This is a genomic window from Brevibacterium sp. 91QC2O2, from assembly GCF_024580695.1.
GTDB lineage: Bacteria > Actinomycetota > Actinomycetes > Actinomycetales > Brevibacteriaceae > Brevibacterium > Brevibacterium moorei.
Genome location: NZ_JANIJY010000037.1, coordinates 1 through 17,986 on the forward strand (window position 1 = coordinate 1; position 17,986 = coordinate 17,986).

At 64.8% G+C, this 17,986-nt stretch carries 21 protein-coding genes; 2 read left to right on the forward strand and 19 right to left on the reverse strand.

Annotated features, from left to right (window positions below; genetic code table 11):
* Positions 1-90 precede the first annotated feature (90 nt).
* From NQ036_RS14920 to NQ036_RS14945, 7 genes are all read right to left on the reverse strand, one after another.
* Entirely contained in the window at positions 91-318 is a 228-nt protein-coding gene (locus NQ036_RS14920; protein WP_257059899.1) for a helix-turn-helix transcriptional regulator, read from the reverse strand.
* Between the two features lie 184 nt (positions 319-502).
* Positions 503-1,009, reverse strand: a complete 507-nt coding sequence (locus NQ036_RS14925; RefSeq protein ID WP_257048635.1) for a GNAT family N-acetyltransferase — start codon at positions 1,007-1,009, stop codon at positions 503-505.
* An 86-nt stretch (positions 1,010-1,095) separates the two neighbouring features.
* Positions 1,096-2,058: a hypothetical protein gene (locus NQ036_RS14930; protein WP_257059902.1), complete on the reverse strand. Its 963-nt coding sequence runs from the start codon at positions 2,056-2,058 to the stop codon at positions 1,096-1,098.
* 262 nt (positions 2,059-2,320) lie between these two features.
* Entirely contained in the window at positions 2,321-2,530 is a 210-nt protein-coding gene (locus tag NQ036_RS15880; RefSeq protein WP_373566600.1) for a putative quinol monooxygenase, read from the reverse strand.
* Positions 2,527-2,826, reverse strand: a complete 300-nt coding sequence (locus NQ036_RS14935) for a HigA family addiction module antitoxin (protein ID WP_257048752.1) — start codon at positions 2,824-2,826, stop codon at positions 2,527-2,529. The genes NQ036_RS15880 and NQ036_RS14935 overlap by 4 nt, the downstream gene beginning before the upstream one ends.
* 9 nt (positions 2,827-2,835) lie before the next feature.
* Positions 2,836-3,117, reverse strand: a complete 282-nt coding sequence (locus tag NQ036_RS14940) for a type II toxin-antitoxin system RelE/ParE family toxin (RefSeq protein WP_257048637.1) — start codon at positions 3,115-3,117, stop codon at positions 2,836-2,838.
* Positions 3,118-3,550: 433 nt separating this feature from the next.
* Positions 3,551-4,252, reverse strand: a complete 702-nt coding sequence (locus tag NQ036_RS14945) for a TetR/AcrR family transcriptional regulator (RefSeq protein WP_257059905.1) — start codon at positions 4,250-4,252, stop codon at positions 3,551-3,553.
* Between the two features lie 86 nt (positions 4,253-4,338).
* On the opposite strand from NQ036_RS14945, the gene NQ036_RS14950 reads away from it, so the two are divergent.
* Positions 4,339-6,096 carry an oleate hydratase gene (locus NQ036_RS14950; protein ID WP_257048638.1) on the forward strand — a complete coding sequence of 586 codons (1,758 nt, stop codon included), beginning with the start codon at positions 4,339-4,341 and terminating at the stop codon, positions 6,094-6,096.
* A gap of 46 nt (positions 6,097-6,142) precedes the next feature.
* Here NQ036_RS14950 and NQ036_RS14955 read toward each other — a convergent pair whose 3' ends face one another.
* The 6 genes from NQ036_RS14955 to NQ036_RS14980 form a co-directional block, all read right to left on the reverse strand.
* Positions 6,143-6,364 (reverse strand): DUF2254 domain-containing protein, encoded by a 222-nt coding sequence (locus NQ036_RS14955; RefSeq protein WP_257048639.1) that lies wholly within the window; start codon positions 6,362-6,364, stop codon positions 6,143-6,145.
* A gap of 331 nt (positions 6,365-6,695) precedes the next feature.
* A complete protein-coding gene (locus NQ036_RS14960) occupies positions 6,696-7,556 on the reverse strand; it encodes a 3-hydroxyacyl-CoA dehydrogenase (RefSeq protein ID WP_257048641.1) in 861 nt (286 codons plus the stop codon).
* A 67-nt stretch (positions 7,557-7,623) separates the two neighbouring features.
* Positions 7,624-7,950 carry a hypothetical protein gene (locus NQ036_RS14965; protein WP_257048643.1) on the reverse strand — a complete coding sequence of 109 codons (327 nt, stop codon included), beginning with the start codon at positions 7,948-7,950 and terminating at the stop codon, positions 7,624-7,626.
* A gap of 270 nt (positions 7,951-8,220) precedes the next feature.
* The gene (locus NQ036_RS14970; RefSeq protein ID WP_257059907.1) at positions 8,221-9,378 is read right to left on the reverse strand and encodes a low temperature requirement protein A; all 1,158 of its coding nucleotides are present in this window, start codon (positions 9,376-9,378) and stop codon (positions 8,221-8,223) included.
* Positions 9,379-9,461: 83 nt separating this feature from the next.
* On the reverse strand, positions 9,462-9,791 hold the full coding sequence (locus NQ036_RS14975) for a nuclear transport factor 2 family protein (protein ID WP_257048648.1): 330 nt from the start codon (positions 9,789-9,791) through the stop codon (positions 9,462-9,464).
* Positions 9,792-9,835: 44 nt separating this feature from the next.
* The gene (locus tag NQ036_RS14980; RefSeq protein ID WP_257048649.1) at positions 9,836-10,591 is read right to left on the reverse strand and encodes an SDR family oxidoreductase; all 756 of its coding nucleotides are present in this window, start codon (positions 10,589-10,591) and stop codon (positions 9,836-9,838) included.
* Between the two features lie 63 nt (positions 10,592-10,654).
* Between NQ036_RS14980 and NQ036_RS14985 the strand changes: the two genes are divergently transcribed.
* Positions 10,655-11,338, forward strand: a complete 684-nt coding sequence (locus tag NQ036_RS14985) for a TetR/AcrR family transcriptional regulator (protein ID WP_257048650.1) — start codon at positions 10,655-10,657, stop codon at positions 11,336-11,338.
* A 176-nt stretch (positions 11,339-11,514) separates the two neighbouring features.
* On the opposite strand, the gene NQ036_RS14990 is transcribed toward NQ036_RS14985, so the two are convergent.
* From NQ036_RS14990 to NQ036_RS15015, 6 genes are all read right to left on the reverse strand, one after another.
* Entirely contained in the window at positions 11,515-11,925 is a 411-nt protein-coding gene (locus NQ036_RS14990) for a hypothetical protein (RefSeq protein WP_257048651.1), read from the reverse strand.
* An 89-nt stretch (positions 11,926-12,014) separates the two neighbouring features.
* Positions 12,015-13,100 carry a redox-regulated ATPase YchF gene (gene ychF / locus NQ036_RS14995; protein WP_257048652.1) on the reverse strand — a complete coding sequence of 362 codons (1,086 nt, stop codon included), beginning with the start codon at positions 13,098-13,100 and terminating at the stop codon, positions 12,015-12,017.
* A gap of 46 nt (positions 13,101-13,146) precedes the next feature.
* Positions 13,147-13,686 carry a hypothetical protein gene (locus NQ036_RS15000; protein ID WP_257059910.1) on the reverse strand — a complete coding sequence of 180 codons (540 nt, stop codon included), beginning with the start codon at positions 13,684-13,686 and terminating at the stop codon, positions 13,147-13,149.
* Positions 13,687-13,827: 141 nt separating this feature from the next.
* A complete protein-coding gene (locus NQ036_RS15005) occupies positions 13,828-14,856 on the reverse strand; it encodes an LLM class flavin-dependent oxidoreductase (protein WP_257059913.1) in 1,029 nt (342 codons plus the stop codon).
* Positions 14,857-14,975: 119 nt separating this feature from the next.
* Complete coding sequence (locus NQ036_RS15010) at positions 14,976-16,682, reverse strand: APC family permease (protein ID WP_257059915.1); 1,707 nt, start codon at positions 16,680-16,682, stop codon at positions 14,976-14,978.
* An 81-nt stretch (positions 16,683-16,763) separates the two neighbouring features.
* Entirely contained in the window at positions 16,764-17,843 is a 1,080-nt protein-coding gene (locus tag NQ036_RS15015; protein ID WP_257059917.1) for a 4-hydroxy-3-methylbut-2-enyl diphosphate reductase, read from the reverse strand.
* Positions 17,844-17,986: the final 143 nt, after the last annotated feature.

The window sequence follows — 17,986 nt, forward strand, 5'->3', positions numbered from 1 at the left end:
CGATCGTCGAGACTAGTGTGACGATCGCCGGGCACACGATCGCCGCGGCCGACCCCATCACCGAGGCTGCCGCCTATATCCGCGACGCCGTCACCCCGCCAGGGTAACTAACGTTGTGGAAGTCAGGGCATGCGCGGCAAGCGCCTCATGTGGCAACGGTTTGGCTGCGCGACGCAGCCGTTCGATCATCTGTGGCGATGCCCGTCGGCTCCCCGACTCATAGGCCGCAATGTTCGGCTGTGCGACGCCCGAGCGCGTTGCCAACTCCGCCTGACTCAGACCGGCGGATTCCCTGATCTCACGAACCACGGTGCTCATTCGTCCATGATATCGCGTGATATAGGTCCCCCGCGAGGACTCCCAATCGCTAGAACCGGAACTCACTCGCGCTACGTCGCTGATGGACATGATGCAGTCCGCCGACGTGGACCCCGTGATTCTATAAGGGCTCATTGCAGATAGGACGAATGTCAGCCGCCGAGGAGCGCTTCGAAACTCAGTGTCAGACGTGGAAACGGAACCCCACCACATCACCGGTTACTTCTCCTCCCGACAACGCCATGTGCAGTAACGGATACGGAAGACCCTGCTGGTCCGCCTCGCTTCGACCAACGACCACGAACCCGTGCCGACGGTAGAACTCGGAGGCCTGCGTGTTCTGCTCGTTGACGTCAACGGTTGTCACACCGTTTCTGGCGACGACGGCCTCCAACAATGCAGAACCGATCCCGCTGGCTCGCTGACAGGCGTCAACAAAGAGCATCTCCAGTCGGCGCTCTCCGACACCTGCGAACCCCGAGACCACACCGCCACGCTCTGCCACGTACACGTCGACTTCTGGCAGGTAGTCCGACTCAAGTTGCGACTGAATCTGGTCACGATGCACCGGAGCCAAGAAGTCGTGCGTCGCATCTACAGCGCTCCGCCAGATCTCGACAAGCCTGGGATACTCCCTCGCGCCGTTCACCGGCCGAATACAGACTGCAGAATCACGGCTGCGCAAACTCACTTCTTTCCTCCTCCAGAGGGGTATTCCGCTATACGTTAAACCGGAACTCCACCGAGTTCCGACACGGAGCAACCTCTACAACGCGATTAATGCTCCCTACCATCAAGGGGATCAGTTTCTAACTCTCCCGCTTCGAACCCAATACTCCAAGGTAAATACGGACCCATACCAAAAAATGTCCATCCGACTCCATTGCGCCACACCAACGTCAGAACCGTCGCACCCCGCGCCCCACAGCGCGTATCTCGATCATCGAGGAGACGAACGTATGCTATGCGAGGCGTCGGATACCAGACGTGCAGCGCTAGGTTAGCAGTTCTAAGTATTTTTCGAATTTCTAACAACTCGTCTTCGGGTGTCTCGTTCCACCCAACTGCTTGGTCAACCAAATACTCGTGAAATTGTTGATCAGCAATACTCTCATCGTTCGCAACTGTAGTAAACGCAAAGACAATTGCAAGTGGATTATATGGATTCTCGACAGGACCGGCCTGAGCCAGAGAAAATTCATCCTCGGCCTCTATCATCGCTGCTGCGATTGGCCCTTTCACTTTTTCTAGCTTTCCATCGAATTCCCGTCTCCACCGACCACCTTCGTGATCGCTGAAAACCACCTCCGCTACGAGCCCTCGGAAAGCATCGTGAGCAAATTCACCAAAACCCAGCATCCCCATAGTCACGTCGTAGACAAATTCTCGCTTCGGTGGAAGGACCGGAATCACTCTCGGTGCGGATAGTGGTCCGAGTCGAATCACACCGTCACCAGTCTCGATCCCGCAAGTAACTTCAGCTTTAAAAACTGGCTCATCAGATTCATTTGCGAGATGCAGATAGACTGATCGCTGATAGTAATCTCCATCAGCACTTGGACTATAGCTGTGTTCAAGCCAAGCAGATACCAAGGAGGCGACTTTCCTCCGTGCAAAAATACGCCGGCGTACAGAAATAACAATGGCGACCGTCGCTTGGCAGAGAGCAACGACCAGAGCCACGACAACAGCGCCAACCGTCCCGATCGTAGTCCAATAGTCATAATTGACTTGGTCCATTGTCCCTCTTCACTGCTTCTCAGCGACGAACCCACGAACCCAGGTCGTCAGTGGCGTAGCTGTCATACAAGTATGCGGCCTCGGCTACTCGAAGACACCATACATCTCACTTCGCTCAGCGAGAAGTTACACATTGAACCTAAACTCCACCACATTCCGACACAAATCAATCTCTGGCACTGTCGAGCTATTTGGCACTCGTCCCGAAGGCGTAGTCCCGCCTGATTCCAGCAGTTGCATGTCCCCAGCCGCTCGTCCGCACTCACGCCTGATGAGCGTCAAACCCTGACTCATCAGCTAATCTCTCGGCAACCGACCAAATAAGCGGATCCCCCGTTTGCACAACCTCAAAGAGAAGACAGCCGGCCTCTGCCCGAGTGAGTTCAATATGTCGGGGCTGGTAACGGCAGACGGTCTCCACCTCTGCGTCGTCCGCACACCGGAGGAGACCCGCCAACTCGTTCACGCTCACGCAACCTTCAGTGGGGTAATCTCTGCGATCTGGCCGGCGGCTCGGTCCTCGGCAATTTCCAGATCATAACGAGTCTGCAGATTCAGCCAGAACTGGGGGTCCGTACCAAAGTAGCGCCCCAGCCGAAGTGCAGTGTCAGCGGTTATTGCACGCTTGCCGTGGACGATCTCATTGATTCGACGGGGAGGTACTCCAATGGACACGGCCAGCTTGTGCTGTGTGATCCCGAATCCTCCGATGAAGTCCTCCATCAAGACCTCACCAGGATGGATCGGTGGGTAGAGCTTCTCGGACATCATGCCTCCTCAGTGGTAATCCTCGATCTTCACGTCTTCTGGCCCAGCATCCGTCCAACGGAAGCAGATCCTCCACTGGTCATTGACCCGGACGCTGTACTGTCCCCGCCGGTCGCCCTTCAACGCCTCAAGGCGGTTGCCGGGCGGGACACGCAGAACTTGTAACGTCGTTGCCGCATCCAGAAGATGCAGCTTCCTGTTCTCGGCTTTGTGGATTCGCGGATCAAGTCGCTTGACAGGTTTACGGAACCACACGCGCTCCGTATCCCGGTCGGCGAACGATCTGATCATGACGAAATGCCGCCACACCTAACGCGACACGTCAATAACGCTATACGTTAAACCGGAACTCGACCACGTTCCGTAGCCGAATAACCTTTGACGTAGATTGACTCCATGAGTGCTGAGCCTCGGCGGGTCGCCGTCTACCTGCGGATCTCTCAGTATCGCGAGAACCGTCGCCTGGGCATGGACCGCCACAGGGAGGACGCCGAGGCGCTCATCAAGGCTAGAGGATGGACTCCAGCAGGGGTCTACGAGGACAACGACATCTCCGGCAATGGAGTTCTCCGATGCCGCCATCGCCCCCGCCCTGCTGGGCGAGGACCTGACGGTGGGCCCCACACGACCCCGGCGGGCACGCGCCTGCCGGCCACGCGGTGGGCAATCGCGGCGGCGCCGGCCGGTGCCAGCGGCGGCTCGAACGGCCCGGACGGCTTCCGGGTCACCGGGCGGCGCCCGCCCCCGCCACCACGAGGTCGATGAGCCGGCGGAGCACCACATCGACGTCCTCGCCGTCGATCCGTCTCTGCCGGGAGCGGTTGAGCTCGGCCAGCACCCCGGCGACGATGAGGCGGGCGCCGGCCGCCGCAGCCGCACCGGGCTCGTCGCCAGCAGTGCCTGTCGCACCGTCCCGCGCCGCTCCGATCGCACCGGAAGCGTCGGCCCGGCCGTCCTGCAGGCGCGCGGCGATCTGCTCTTCGAGGCGATCGACGTGGTCGAGGACCCGCCGGCGATGCGGCATATCCGCACCGAAGAGGATCTCGCGGGCGACCCACGTCGTGGGCTCGGGCCAGCGGCGCATCGCGGCGACGAACGGCGAGATCAGCTCCGCGATCTGGGCCGCGGTCTCCCCCGCCGCCGGCGCGGAGCGCGGCGGGGCCGTGTTCGCCTGCTCGTGGGCGCCCCAGAGCGGCTCAGCGACCATCATGAGCAGCTCCGCCTTCGTGGCCGCGTACTGGAAGACGGTCCCCTGCGCCACATCCGCGACGCGCGCGACCTCGCTCATCGACGTGCGCTCGAACCCGCGCTCCTCGAACAGCGCCAGCGCCGCGGCGAGGATGCGGGCGCGCTTGTCCGCCTTCGCCCGCTCGCGCCTGCCCGGCGCCGCCGCTTGCCCGTGCCGCATGGAATCCTGAGTCCTCACACCGCGATTGTAGTCGACTCATTATTGAGTACACTCAATTACGAGGCCGGACGACCGCCGTCCGGCCTCGTCGGGAAGGACGGACCATGGAACACACGGCAGGCAACTACGAGGCATTCGCGCGCCCCCGCCCCGCGCGGCACGCCCAGGAGACGAAGGCGTACATCGTCGGCAGCGGGCTGGCCGGGCTCGCGGCGGCCGTCTTCCTCATCCGCGACGCCGGGGTCCCCGGCGCCAACGTCACGATCCTCGAGAAGGGCGAGACCTCCGGCGGTGCCCTCGACGGCCTCGACGTCCCAGAGAAGGGCTTCGTCATCCGCGGCGGCCGGGAGCTGGAGAACCACATGGAGTGCCTGTGGGACATGATGCGCTCCATCCCCTCCCTGGAGCTCGAGGACGCCTCCGTGCTCGACGAGTTCTACTGGCTCAACAAGGACGACCCCAACTACTCGCTGCGTCGCGCCACCGTGCGCCAGGGCGAGGACGCCGGCCACGAGGGCCGCTTCGACCTGCCGAAGCGGGCGCAGAAGGACCTGTTGAAGATCTTCCTCGCCGAGCGCTCCGAGATGGAGGGCAAGCGCATCGACGAGGTGATGGGCCGCGAGTTCCTCGACTCGCCGTTCTGGATGTACTGGCGGACGATGTTCGCCTTCGAGGAGTGGCACTCCGCGCTCGAGTTCAAGCTCTACCTCCACCGCTTCATCCACCACATCGGCGGGCTGCCCGACTTCACTGCGCTGAAGTTCACGAAGTACAACCAGTACGAGTCCTTCGTCCTGCCGCTCATGCACTACCTCACCGAGCACGGCGTCGTCTTCCGCTCCGGCACCGAGGTCCTCGATGTGGACTTCGCCCACCGCAACGGCGAGATCCGCGCCACCGCGATCCGCTGCCGCCGCGACGGCGCCGAGGAGACCATCGAGCTCGGCGAGCACGACCTCGCGCTCATGACGATCGGCTCGCTCGTGGACAACTCCGATGACGGCGACCACCACACGCCCGCAGCCCTCAACGAGGGCCCGGCCCCGGCCTGGGACCTGTGGAAGCGCATCGCGAGAAAGAACCCGGCGTTCGGGCGCCCGGAGGTCTTCTGCTCCTCGATCGAGGAGACGAAGTGGGAATCGGCCACCGTCACGACGCTCGATGAGCGCATCCCCGCCTACATCGAGCGCATCGCCCAGCGCGATCCGTTCAGCGGCCGCGTGGTCACCGGCGGCATCGTCACCGCCGAGGACTCCTCCTGGCTGCTGAGCTGGACGGTCAATCGCCAGCCGCACTTCAAAAAGCAGCCGAAGGATCAGATCGTCGTCTGGGTCTACGGTCTGTTCGTCGACGTCGACGGCGACTACGTGAAGAAGCCCCTGGCGCAGTGCACCGGCGAGGAGATCACCCAGGAGTGGCTCTACCACCTGGGCGTGCCCGTCGAGGAGATCCCCGAGCTCGCGGCGACCGGCGCCCGGTGCGTGCCGGTCATGATGCCCTACGTGACGAGCTTCTTCATGCCCCGCCGCGCGGGTGACCGGCCGCAGGTCGTGCCGGAGGGGGCGGCGAACTTCGCGTTCCTCGGGCAGTTCGCGGAGACCGGCCGCGACACGATCTTCACGACCGAGTACTCGGTGCGCACCGGCATGGAGGCCGTTTACGAACTCCTCGACGTGGAGCGCGGCGTGCCGGAGACCTGGGGTTCCACGTACGATGTGCGCGACCTGCTCGAGGCCTCGGCGCGCATGCGCGACGGCAAGAAGGTGGAGATGCCCGGCCCGGCCGCGCTGCGCGGCTACCTGCGCGGCAGGCTCGAGCACGGGGAGATCGGCCAGCTCCTCGAGGAGCACGGGCTCATCTGAGCCCCGCCCACCGCGGGTGCGCCTCGGGCCCGGTCCCGAGGCGCGCCTAGGCTGGTCCCATGTCGCCCACCGCTCCCCTCGGCTCCGAATCCCGCCTGCCCGCCGCCTGGCGGCCCTGGCGCCGGCCCTCGCGATCGGCCTGGAAGACCGGCGATATGCGCACGGACAGGGCGGTGACGCCCCGGCTCATGGCGGGCGTCAGCGCGCTGAAGACGAGGCCGGCCAAGGTGACCATGGCCCCGGAGATGATGCCCAGCAGCGAGCCCACGGCCCCCCGCGTCGAGCTGCGGGTAGTGCAGCGGCGGCGCGAGCGCGCGGTCGAGGGCAGGCAGCACGGCGCCGATGGCGAGCAGGAAGAGGCGCAGGGGGATGCCCCACATCGTGGGCACGCGGACGTGGCGGCACATGGCGGCCCATTCGCGGCGGTCGGCGGCTGTCTCCCGGCGGGCCGGGCCCGCCTCGGAATCGCCGTCCCTCAGCGCTGCACCCACACGGACCTCCTCGCGACCGGGCCGCCCGGCGGCGCGCCCGCCGCACCCGTGGCGCGGCAGGTCGAGCCTACCGAGCGCGGCCCACCTCCACCACAGAGCGGGCGGGACTCAGCCCTGCGGGTCGTCGTAGAAGCCGCCGCCCGCGCCGGCGCCCATGCGTCCGCGGTCGATGTAGTGCTCCTTGAGCCAGGCGGCGAGGCGCTGGCTGTGCTCATCGCCGCTCGACAGGATGTTGTAGGCGGTGCCAAGGCCCACGACGTCGTAGATCTGGAACGGTCCCATGGGCGCGCCCGTGGCGATCCGCCAGACGTTGTCGACGTCCTCTGGCTGTGCGTAGCCGCCCGCCGCCAGGTCGAGGGCCGCATTGAGGAAGGGCACGAGCAGCGAGTTGAGCACGTAGCCGGGGCGCTCCTTGAGCACGGGGATGGGCACCATGCCGATGGCGCGGGCGAACTCCACGACCGTGTCGAAGACCGCGGGGCTCGTCTCCGCTGTGCCCATGACCTCGGCGGTGTTGAACTTCCAGATCTGGTTGGCGAAGTGCAGGGCGAGGAAGCGGTCGGGACGCCCCGTGAAGTCCTTCATGTCGCTGGGCAGCAGGGTCGAGGAGTTCGTCGCGAAGATCGTGTGCTCGGGGGCGAGCGCCGCGAGCTTCTCGTAGGTCTCGCGCTTTATGTCGAGGCGCTCCGGGACGGCCTCGATGATGAGATCGGCATTCCCCGCGGCCTGCGCGAGGTCCGTCGTCATCGCCAGGCGCTCGAGCGCTGCCTGCGTGCTGGCCTCGGTGGAGCCCTCGACCTCGGCCCGGTAGGCGGTGACGAGCGCGTCCAGGCGCTTGCGGCCGGCGCTCAGGGCCTCGTCGCCGATGTCGTAGACGGTGACGTCGAAGCCGGAGTAGGCGGTCTGGTAGGCGATCTGGGCGCCGAGCACTCCGGCACCCAGCACGGTGACGCGGGCGATGTCGCTCATGGTGTTCCTCCTCGATGGGCCGCCGGGGCGGCAGCCGCGCAACCTGCGCGCCTATTTTTGAGCTTACTCATTTTTCCGCGCACGGCAAGGGCGCGGCCCGGCGCCCGCTCCCCTGGAACTCGCGCAGGAAGATCTGCGCCCCGGCGGGCCCAATGCCGGGAAAGGCGCGCAGCAGGCGGCTCAGGGCCGCGGGCTCCCCGTGCCCCGTTGCACGCAGCCGACGCAGGTCACCGCCGTAGTCCGCGAGCAGGTGCGCGGGCATGCGGCCCAGGCGGGTCGCAGTGCTCTCGTCGTAGCGGCGGTAGCCGGCGCGGCCCAGCGCGGCGACGCGCTGGCGGTGCGTCGAGGCGCGCATGTGCGCCGGGGGTGGTGAGGCCGGCGTCCCACAGCTCACGCGCGGCGGCCACCGCGATGTCCGCCCCATCGTGGTCCCTTCGCAGTGGAGCAGGTCCATCGGAATCTTAGCTATGGCCACCGACAACGAGAGATGTGTTCGGGCCGCAGAAGGCATCTATGGACCTATCGCCAGACGTTGGATCGGAACACTCAGACCCCTTGCCCGCAGGGCCCAAGCAACACAGCCCCTGGTCAGGCCGGCTCCCTACACATTGAAGCGGAACTCCACCACATTCCGGCACTAAGAACCATCTCGGGCTCTAGCAGATCATTTGTGTGGTGTGCTGGTCTGCCTGAGATGAGCTGTACGCGCGGCAAGTATGGCGGTCACGGCGAGTACCGAGACGCTGAGCAGGATCACCGGCAGCTGATGGTCGAGAAGCACTGCGCCCAGACCAATGAGGGCGAGTACGCCTACAGCGATAAAGCGGGACCGCGCCAATCGACCGAACCTGGAGCGCAGGAACAGGACGTTTCCGATGAGGTAGACGATCGGTCCTGCGACCGTGACGAGGACGATCGCGGGCGTGAGGTGCTCGTGTGAGAGACGCAGCTCAATGGATACCGCGACGAGGATCGCCCCCAGCACCATGAGTGCGTGCGCGTAGGCATATGCGGACCGCAGCGCACCTGTGGAGGAGTCACCCCCCGCGGTCTCCGGCCCGGCGAGGGCGAAGTAGTTCCACCAGAGGACGAACAGGGAGGCGAAGCCCACCAGCACGCTCACCGCCAGAGCGACTGTGAGTTGTCCGTGGGTGACGATTGTGCCGCCCATGAGCAGCACAGACTCGCCGAGGGCGATGATGAAGACGAGGCGGTTGCGTTCGGCGAGGTGTTCAGCGTCGGTGTCCCACGCGCTCATGGGCGCAGCACCGATCCCCGGGATCCTGTAGTCGGCCAGTGGCGCGGCGTAGTCGATGAGGACGGCGATCAACCAGGCCAGCAGCCGCCATTCGGCGGGCAGTGCAGCCCCCATGACCCAGAAGATGCCTGCGAGCAGGGTCCACAGCAGCAGCATCCGGTAGTTCGACGCGAGCTGCTGTCCGCGGTGTGCGATCATCATGAACACCGGCCGTAGGATCCCCATGAACAGGTAGCAGCCGACGAACAGCCATGCGCCGTCGCCGAACGCGCTGGGGATGGCGATGGCCATGCCGAGTGCGGCGAGCATGAGGACCCCGGAGAGCAGTTGCACGGCCGTGCGGGACGGGTCGAGCCAGTTCATCGCCCACGCGGTGTAGTTCCACCCCCACCACACTGCGGCGAAGACGACCATGGTCTGCGCTGCCCCCGTCCACGACAGGTGCTCGATGAGCAGATGTGAGAGCTGGATGATGGCGAAGACGTAGACCAGGTCGAAGAAGAGCTCGACCGGCCCGACTTCGGATCGACGGTTCCCGGGGCGTGCTAGCGGAACGATGGTCATGCGGTGGGTCCTCACAACGTGGCTCGGCACGGCAACAGCGGCAGGCGGGCGTCGACCGGATCGACGTCCGCCTGTCGCGGTCTTCAGCCTTCGCGGATGGTCATCTTGGTGAGCTTGTCGCCATCGATCTCGAAGACAAACGTCGAACGGCCGTTGGCATGGTTGGAACGCCAGTCACCGATGACGGTGACAGTGCTGCCCGTGGTTCCAACCTCTTCGACAGTCAAGGTGCCGCGGGAGCCGATGAACTCTCTATCGCTCCATGCCTTGATCTGCTCCCGGCCGGTGAACGTGCGCCCCCAATCGTCAACAGCCCCGGCGGAGGTGAAGGCGTCGAGGAATGCCTCGTCGTCGTGGGCGTTCACGCGCTCCAGGAATGACGCGACCGGCTCAGGAATCTGTTGCGTGGTCATGATGGAATTCTCCATGGTCTCGTTGTCGGTGCGGAAATGTCGGCTCAGCGGGTGGTGTATCCGCCGTTGGCCAGGATGGTCTGGCCGGTGATCCACCAGCCCTCGGTGGCGAGAAAGCGCACGATCGGGGCGATGTCCTCGATCTTGGTGAGCTGGTTGCCCATCCCCTGGGACTTATGGAACTCGACTCGCTCCGGGGTCTCCTGTCCGTAGAAGAACGGCGTGTCCATCGGGCCCGGCGCGATGGCCGTGACAGAGATCCAGCGGCCCGCGAACTCCTTGGCCGCGGCGCGGGTGAAGTGCTCGACGGGAGACTTGCCGCCGGCGTAGGTCGAGTAACCGTCGGTGAACGCTGCCAGCAGCGAGGTGACGATCGTGATGATCTTTCCACCGTCGGCCAGGTGCTTGCCCGCCTCCTGGATGAAGAAGTAGGCGGCCTTGGAGTTGATGTCGAACATCGAGTCGTACTCGTCCTCGGTGGTCTCGACGATCGGCTTTCGCAGCACCTTGCCCGCGGTGTTCACCGCCACGTCGATCGTGCCGATCGCCGCCTCCGCGTCCGCAAACAGGCGGGCGACGTTAGCCGGCACCGTCAGGTCAGCCTGGATGATCGCACCCTTGACGCCCGATGCCTCGACAGCCGCTAGCGTCTGCTCGGCATCGACCCGACTGGCTTCGGAGTTGAAGTGAATCGCGACATTTGCGCCGACCTGCGCAGCCTGGCGGGCGACGAGGCCGCCGAGGTTCTTCGCCCCGCCTGCGATCAGAACGTTCTTGCCGGAGAGTGTATGGTCCGTCATGTCAGCCCTTCGTATCATTGATATGTAACAGTATGCCACTGCTACATCAGGTACTGTATCAGCATGACAGGTGCAGTCGGAAGCGATACACGAGGACGGCTGATCGCCGCTGCGGCAGACCTGATCGCCGCCGCCCCAGGGGAGGACTTCTCCCTGCGGGCCGTGTGCGACGCCGTCGGCGTGAAAATGCCGACGCTGTATCACTTCTTCGGATCGAAGCAGGGCCTCATCGATGCTGTCGTCGAGCACGGCTTCGACCTGTACCTCGGACAGAAGGCGTCGATGGAGTCCTCCGGCGACCCCATCCAGGACATCCGAGCCGGCTGGGACGCACACGTCTCCTTCGGCCTGGCCAACCCGGGCTTCTACACGCTCATGTACGGGAAGGTGCGCCCCGGCCACTCCCCCGCTGCGCAGTCTCGGCCCAGCGAGATCCTGCGCGGCCTCGCGGCCCGCGCTGCCGCCCAGGGCCGCCTTGTCGTGCCCCCGGATCAGGCCGCTGCGCATGTGCTCGTCACCAACATCGGTGTCACGCTGCGCCAGATCATCCTTGCCCAGCCCGACCCGACGCTCTCAACCGCCGTCCGTGAGGGCACGATCGCGGCGATCACCGGCACGGACGCGCGAGCCGCGACTCCCCTGGCGACCACCATCGAGATTGCTGCCTCCCAGCCCGAGGTGCTCGGGCAGACTCAGACGCAGCTGCTCATCGAGTGGCTCACACGCCTCACCGATCAGAAGCCCTGACGCCATCCCCAGGCGATTCCCGGACAATGAGTCGACGGGGTCGAGCGAAGAGCTCGCTCCAGGATCGGCAGAGACCGCAGTCAGGGTTCCGCGAAGCGCTCCGGCTAGTCGAGCTGCACCGCTTACCGCGGCCCAGAGATCGAGCACGCCGAGCTCGGCAACGACCGTGCAGCGGTTCAGCGCTCGCGAGGGGCGAGAGCCGCGATAGCCTCATCATGAGGAAGCAGCAGATGCGCGACACGAGACCGCTCACCCTCGTCCTCTTCGTCTTCCCAGAGGTCGGTGAGCAGTTCCCGCACAAGCTCTGCGAACGTCGCGAAGACCGCATCCGGCTCATCGCTCTCGGGCCCCCAGATGAGATAACGACCTTGCCCCGCGAACGCGTGCTGCGTGCCGCACGACCACAACGGAACCAGGTCCTCAGCCGTTCCGCGCTGGATCTCCTCTGCAGGCTCGCGAAATACGGCATCGGCACGATAGAACAGTGCCGGACTGACAGACTCGCCGCCCTCAGTCGCAATGCGCGCAACTGCTTCCGGGAGACCGAGCTTGCGGATCCGTGCGGCGAGGTCAGCACTCGATGTCATACCGCCATCTTCCTCGCTCGACGGCGCACGCGTCCATCGCGGAAAGGGCTCGTCGATCGCGGTACTGCGTCACCGTCGAACCACGGAGCTCACACGTTGAAGCGGAACTCCACCACATCCCCATCGACCATGACGTAGTCCTTGCCCTCCATGCGGACCTTGCCGTGGGCCTTCGCCTCGGCCATCGACCCCAGTTCGTCCAGGTCCTCAAACGACACGATCTCGGCCTTGATGAAGCCGCGTTCGAAGTCCGTGTGGATGACGCCGGCGGCCTGCGGGGCGGTGTCGCCCTGGTGGATCGTCCAGGCGCGCGATTCCTTGGGACCGGCGGTCAGGTAGGTCTGCAGACCCAGGGTGGCAAATCCCACCCGGGCCAGCTGGTCCAGGCCGGGCTCGTCCTGCTCGGACAGCTCCAGCATCTCCAGGGCCTCGTCATCGTCGAGCTCCGCCAGTTCGGACTCGAACTTGGCGTCGAGGAAGATCGCCTCGACCGGCGCCACCAGAGCGCGCAGTTCGTCCTTCTTCGCGGGATCGCCCAAGATGTCATCGTCGACGTTGAAGACGTAGAGGAAGGGCTTGGCGGTCATCAGCTGCAGCTCGCGGATCGGTTCGGCGTCGAACTTGCCCTGCTGCATCTGCGAGTACAGCGTGTGGCCGTCCTCCAGGATCGCCTGGGCCTTCTTCATCGCATCCAGGACCTCGGGTTCGGCCTGCTTGCGCTTGACTTCCTTTTCGATCCTGGGGAGCGCCTTCTCCAGGGTCTGCAGATCGGCGATGATCAACTCGGTGTTGATCGTATCCAGGTCGGAGGCAGGACTGACGGCGCCGTCGACGTGGACCACGTCCGGATCGGAGAACCCGCGGACCACTTGGCAGATCGCGTCGGCCTCGCGGATATTGGCCAGGAACTGATTGCCCAGGCCCTCACCCTCCGAGGCACCGCGCACGATGCCCGCGATGTCGACGAAGCTGACGGTGGCCGGCAGGATCTTCTCGGAACCGAAGATCTCGGCCAGGCGGTTCAGGCGCTTGTCCGGGAGTTCGACCACGCCTACGTTCGGCTCGATCGTCGCGAAGGGGTAGTTCGCTGCGAGTACCTGGTTCTTGGTCAGTGCATTAAACATGGTCGACTTGCCGACATTGGGCAGTCCCACGATTCCGATTGTCAAAGCCACGGTCACCAAGTCTACCGGGCCGCAGGCCACACGGCGCCGGGGCCCACTATCGCTTGGGACACGTCACCGCGGGCTCCACGCCCACCGGACATGCACCTCGCTCAATCCCCTGCCTGACGGCGTATCGCCCGTCCTGCGAATTCCAGATCCGGTCATACTGCCGCAGGTCTCCGATTGCATAGTCATACGTGTCGGCATCAAACCCCTGCAGTGGCACACCCGCTGGATAATACTGCCCGAACGGGGCACCGTCCTGGTCGAACTGGAACACTCCCCCGCCCAGGTCCTTGGGCGAACCGTATCGGTCGATCCGGTAGGAGCTGCCGCTGTCGAATACGACCTTGGGCAGTTTCACTTCGAAGCAGGCGTCCGCACTATCGTCCAGATAGACATCGCACCAGCGGCCGTTGATCGCCGCGGCCCCTTCGGACTTCGTCGGGACGGCCGTCTCCTGCCCACCGGTACTCGGCGCCGAGGACGCAGCCGGGGTGGGGGCAGCATCATTGGATTTCGGTGTGGAGGAACAGGCCGAGGTGGTCATCACCACGAGGGCGACCAACGCCGGGAGGACACGGTGGGCAGACATGGCGGCCTTTCGTTTTTCACCTCACCCTAGCAAGCTCGAACCCACCACGATCCGGCCCGCAACAGCCCTGGACACAACGGAGCCGTCGAGGCGCACTCGGGCGAGTGCGCCTCGACGGCTCAGTGCCACATCCGCGACCGGCTAGGAGTTCGCGGGCTCCCAGCCCAGCTCGGGGGCGATGTGCTTGGCGAAGGACTCCAGCAGACGGGCGTTGAAGTCCACGCCCAATTGGCTGGGAATGGTCAGCATGAGCGTATCGGAGTTCATCACGGCCTTGTCCTGGCGCAATTGCTCGACCAGCTGATCGGGTTCACCCACATAGGACTTGCCGAAGGTGGTCTGCAGCCCGTCGATGATGCCGATCTGATCCTCGGAATCACCACCCATGGCCGAATACATGAGCCGGTCCTCCTCGGTGACGATGGGGAAGACCGAACGGCTCACGGAGATGCGCGGAGTCCAGTCGTGTCCGGCCTGTGCCCAGGCCTCCTTGTAGACCTCGATCTGGTCGTTCTGCAGATCGCCCAGCGACTGACCGGTGGCCTCTTCCACCAGGGTCGAGCTCATCAGGTTCACTCCCTGCTGCGCGGCCCATTTGGCGGTCTGGAAGCTGCCGGCGCCCCACCAGATGCGGCGGTCCAGGCCCGGCGACTGCGGTTCGACCCGCAACAGCCCGGTGCGTCCGAACTGTGCGGGATCGGCCGGGCCGACCCCGCGGCCGCGGATCGCGTCCATGAACAGTCCGAAGTGGGCTCGGGCGATATCAGTCCCCCGCACGTCCTCGGACCCGGTGTAGCCGAAGGCCTCATAACCGCGCAGGGCGGGTTCTGGTGACCCCCGGCTGACGCCGAGTGCCACTCGGTTATCGGCGATCAGGTCCAGCTGCGCTGCTTCCTCCGCCATGTACAGCGGGTTCTCGTAGCGCATGTCGATCACACCGGTGCCGACCTCGATGCACTTCGTCGTGGCGGCGATCGCCGCCAGCAGCGGCATGGGCGATGCCGACTGCTTCTGCCAGTGGTGGACGCGGAAATACGCGCCATTGACACCCAGGTCGTCTGCCGCCTGGGCTATGCCGATGGCCTCGTGCAGGGACTGGCGGGCATCGGGGTTGCCCAACCCGCCTCCGGTCCCGTAATGGCCGAAGCTCAAGAATCCGAATTTCTTCATGTCCAGATCAACTTACTTCAACCTTTAACTATTCCGCAAGGGAAGAGATCTCGGACACCATAGAGCGCTCCGCCCGGCGGGCCTTTCCGCAACCCGGCCGAACGGAGCGCTCCTGTCACTCACTCCTCCACGGAGGAATTCGCCTCGTGTTCGAACTCGGCCACCCGCTGTGCGACATCGTCATGGGGCAGCACCGACTTCTGCGCCCAGAAGAAGATGACGAGGCTGTAGACCAGCAGCACGGGAATCGCCCACCAGAACACCGCCGGGGTCGCATCCGAACCCTCCTGAGTATTGCGCGCGGGGTCCATCAGGAAGCTGATCAGGGCCAGGCCCGCCAGCCACACGATGGCCCAGACGCCGTTGCGCCAGTGCAGTTTGGCGATATGGTCAGCGTTCTTGCCGAAGAGGTACATGCAGGCCAGCACGATCAGGCCCAGGATGATCGCGATGAACAGCTTCTCGTTGGTCTCCCAGCCCGTCCAGTAGACGATGAGGTTGGCGAACCAGAAGGCGACCATGGCGATGAACTGCCCACCGGGAAGTTTGAATGGCCGCGGGTGCTCGGGCAGCCGTTTGCGCAGTGCGGACAGGACCAGGGGGCCGGCGGCGAAGGAGATCACCGAACCGGAGGTGATGAACCCGACCATCTCCTGCCAGGAGGGGAAGGGCATGAGCAGCACACAGCCCACGATGAAGGTGAAGATCAGGCTGCCGGCGGGAACACCGTGCTTGGAGATCTTCCCCAGGAACTTAGGCGCGTTCCCGTTGCGGGAGATCGCATAGGACACCCGTGCAGCCACGCCGACGAAGATGAGGCCGGTGTCGGCCGGCGAGACGATCGCATCGATGTAGAGCAGGGCCGTGAGCACACCCAGGCCGGCCAGCGTCGACAGAGCGGCCAGCGGGCCGAAGTCATCGTCGAAGCTCAGGCCGGTCCACGATCCCGCGCGGTCCAGGATCTCCGCGGGCACACCCACGGTGAAGGCCAACTGCAGCAGCGCGTAGATGATCGCGCACACACCCACCGACAGCAGAATCGCCAGGGGAATGTTCCGTTTCGGGTTCTTGGTCTCGCCGGCCAATTCGATCGGCTGCCGGAAGCCCGTATAGGAGAACACGATTCCCGCGGTCGCCACGGAGGTCAGGACAGCGGCGAAGCCGTGCGGGGCGAAGCCGTGGGAGGTGAAATTCGAGGGCCCGCCCATCTTCATCGTGAAGAAGCCACAGATCAGGAAGACCGCGACCACCAGGACGATCATGAACAGCTTCCACCAGACCATGACGTCGTTGATCCGGGCGAAGAGCCGGATTCCGAAGTAGTTCAGTCCGGTGAACACCGCCATCAGCACGATGCCCACGACGATCCCCATGGGAGTGAGCACATGCGAGGTGGTGCCGCTGCTGCCGACGACCGCGGTGGTGAAGGGCGCGAATTTGGTCCCGTACGTCAAGACGGCCATGACCTCGATCGCCGGCGTGGCCGCTGCGGCGACCCACATGACGAAACCAAGGGCATACGATCCCAGGGACCCCCAGACCAAGTGCGGATAGCGCACCACACCGCCGGAGACGGGGAACATCGGGCCGATTTCGGCGAAGCAGAAGGCGATCGCCAGGATCATCACCCCGCCTATCAGCCAGGAGAACACGGCCGCGGGACCCGCGATCATTGCGGCGTTATAGGCGCCGAACAGCCAGCCGGAGCCGATGATGGATCCGATGCCCATGAAACTCAGGGAAATCAAACCAAGGCGTCTCTTCATCGACGGTTGGCCTTCGAAACCGGTCGTGGGGCCGGGGCTTGCAGTGGTGCTATCAGTCACGGGGACCTCCTTCTCACTTGAGCGTGAGCCAGATTACCCCGATATATAAAGTGGTTCAAATCACTACATGTGATGGAGTCATCAGCGCAGGTCATGACGCCGATCCGCCCCGCCCGGCTTGTTCGAAGACGCGATGCCCGCGGCCTTGAGATCCCGGCGCAGTTCCTTGGGCAGGGCGAACATGAGGTCCTCGGTGGTGGTCTCGACCTCCTCGACTTCGTCGAATCCGTACTCGGCCAGCAGTCCCAGCACATCGCGCACCAGGGCCTCGGGGACGCTGGCCCCGCTCGTCACCCCCACGGTGGCGACATCGTTGAACCACCCCTCATCGATCTCGCCCGCGTTGTCCACGCGTTTGGCAACCCGTGCACCGGAGAGCCGTGCGACCTCGGCCAGGCGCACGGAATTCGAGGAGTTCGCGCTGCCGACCACGATGAGCAGATCCGCCCGCTGCGCGATCGTCTTGACTGCGGCCTGGCGGTTGGTCGTGGCATAGCAGATGTCATCGCTGGGCGGATCGACCAGCCCGGGGAACCGATCTCTGAGCACGGCGACGGTCTCCAGCGTCTCGTCCACGCTCAGGGTCGTCTGTGAGATCCACACCAGGGGCACCCCTGCCGGCAGTTCGACACTGCGGGCCTCAGCCGGATTCTGTACCAGGGTGATCAGCCCTGGGGCCTCTCCCATCGTGCCCTCGACCTCCTCGTGCCCGGCGTGGCCGATCATCACCATGTGATAGCCCTGCCTGGCGAACCGCACCGCCTCCCGATGCACCTTCGTGACCAGGGGGCACGTCGCATCGATCGCGTCCAGCTCCTGTTCCCTGGCCTGATCCAACACCGCAGGCGACACCCCATGGGCGGAGAAGACGAGCCTGGCCCCGGTGGGCACTTCGTCCAATTCGTCGACGAACACCGCACCGCGGGCCGCCAGGGTCTCGACCACGTGCCGGTTGTGCACGATCTCCTTGCGCACATAGACGGGTGCGCCGTAGTGTTCCAGCGCGCGTTCGACGGTGATCACGGCGCGGTCGACACCCGCGCAGTAGCCGCGCGGGGCGGCCAACAGGACGCGCTTGCGAATGCCCTGCGGGCTGCGGATCGCCGAGGCGGGGGCCCGGTGTCGCGGCACCGCCGGGGTGGGCAGGAGTACAGTGCTCATCCGGCCATTGTAAGAGGCGTGATGCTCCTATAGGTTGTCAAGCCCGGTCGTGATCATGGTGGTGGTGATCGACCATGGCGAGGTGGCCTACGCGGCGAGCAGGTATTCACGGTAGGCGATGACGAAGTCATCGTCTCGGCGTT

Bases quoted from the DNA above. Each gene is read 5' to 3' on its own strand.
- NQ036_RS14985 (WP_257048650.1), top strand. From the start codon at position 10,655: ATGACAGGTGCAGTCGGAAGCGATACACGAGGACGGCTGATCGCCGCT.
- NQ036_RS14935 (WP_257048752.1), bottom strand. From the start codon at position 2,826: ATGTCCGAGAAGCTCTACCCACCGATCCATCCTGGTGAGGTCTTGATG.
- NQ036_RS14940 (WP_257048637.1), bottom strand. From the start codon at position 3,117: ATGATCAGATCGTTCGCCGACCGGGATACGGAGCGCGTGTGGTTCCGT.
- NQ036_RS15015 (WP_257059917.1), bottom strand. From the start codon at position 17,843: ATGAGCACTGTACTCCTGCCCACCCCGGCGGTGCCGCGACACCGGGCC.
- NQ036_RS15005 (WP_257059913.1), bottom strand. From the start codon at position 14,856: ATGAAGAAATTCGGATTCTTGAGCTTCGGCCATTACGGGACCGGAGGC.
- NQ036_RS14920 (WP_257059899.1), bottom strand. From the start codon at position 318: ATGAGCACCGTGGTTCGTGAGATCAGGGAATCCGCCGGTCTGAGTCAG.
- NQ036_RS14970 (WP_257059907.1), bottom strand. From the start codon at position 9,378: ATGACCATCGTTCCGCTAGCACGCCCCGGGAACCGTCGATCCGAAGTC.
- NQ036_RS14930 (WP_257059902.1), bottom strand. From the start codon at position 2,058: ATGGACCAAGTCAATTATGACTATTGGACTACGATCGGGACGGTTGGC.
- NQ036_RS14980 (WP_257048649.1), bottom strand. From the start codon at position 10,591: ATGACGGACCATACACTCTCCGGCAAGAACGTTCTGATCGCAGGCGGG.
- NQ036_RS14975 (WP_257048648.1), bottom strand. From the start codon at position 9,791: ATGACCACGCAACAGATTCCTGAGCCGGTCGCGTCATTCCTGGAGCGC.
- NQ036_RS14960 (WP_257048641.1), bottom strand. From the start codon at position 7,556: ATGAGCGACATCGCCCGCGTCACCGTGCTGGGTGCCGGAGTGCTCGGC.
- NQ036_RS14990 (WP_257048651.1), bottom strand. From the start codon at position 11,925: ATGACATCGAGTGCTGACCTCGCCGCACGGATCCGCAAGCTCGGTCTC.
- NQ036_RS14950 (WP_257048638.1), top strand. From the start codon at position 4,339: ATGGAACACACGGCAGGCAACTACGAGGCATTCGCGCGCCCCCGCCCC.
- NQ036_RS15000 (WP_257059910.1), bottom strand. From the start codon at position 13,686: ATGTCTGCCCACCGTGTCCTCCCGGCGTTGGTCGCCCTCGTGGTGATG.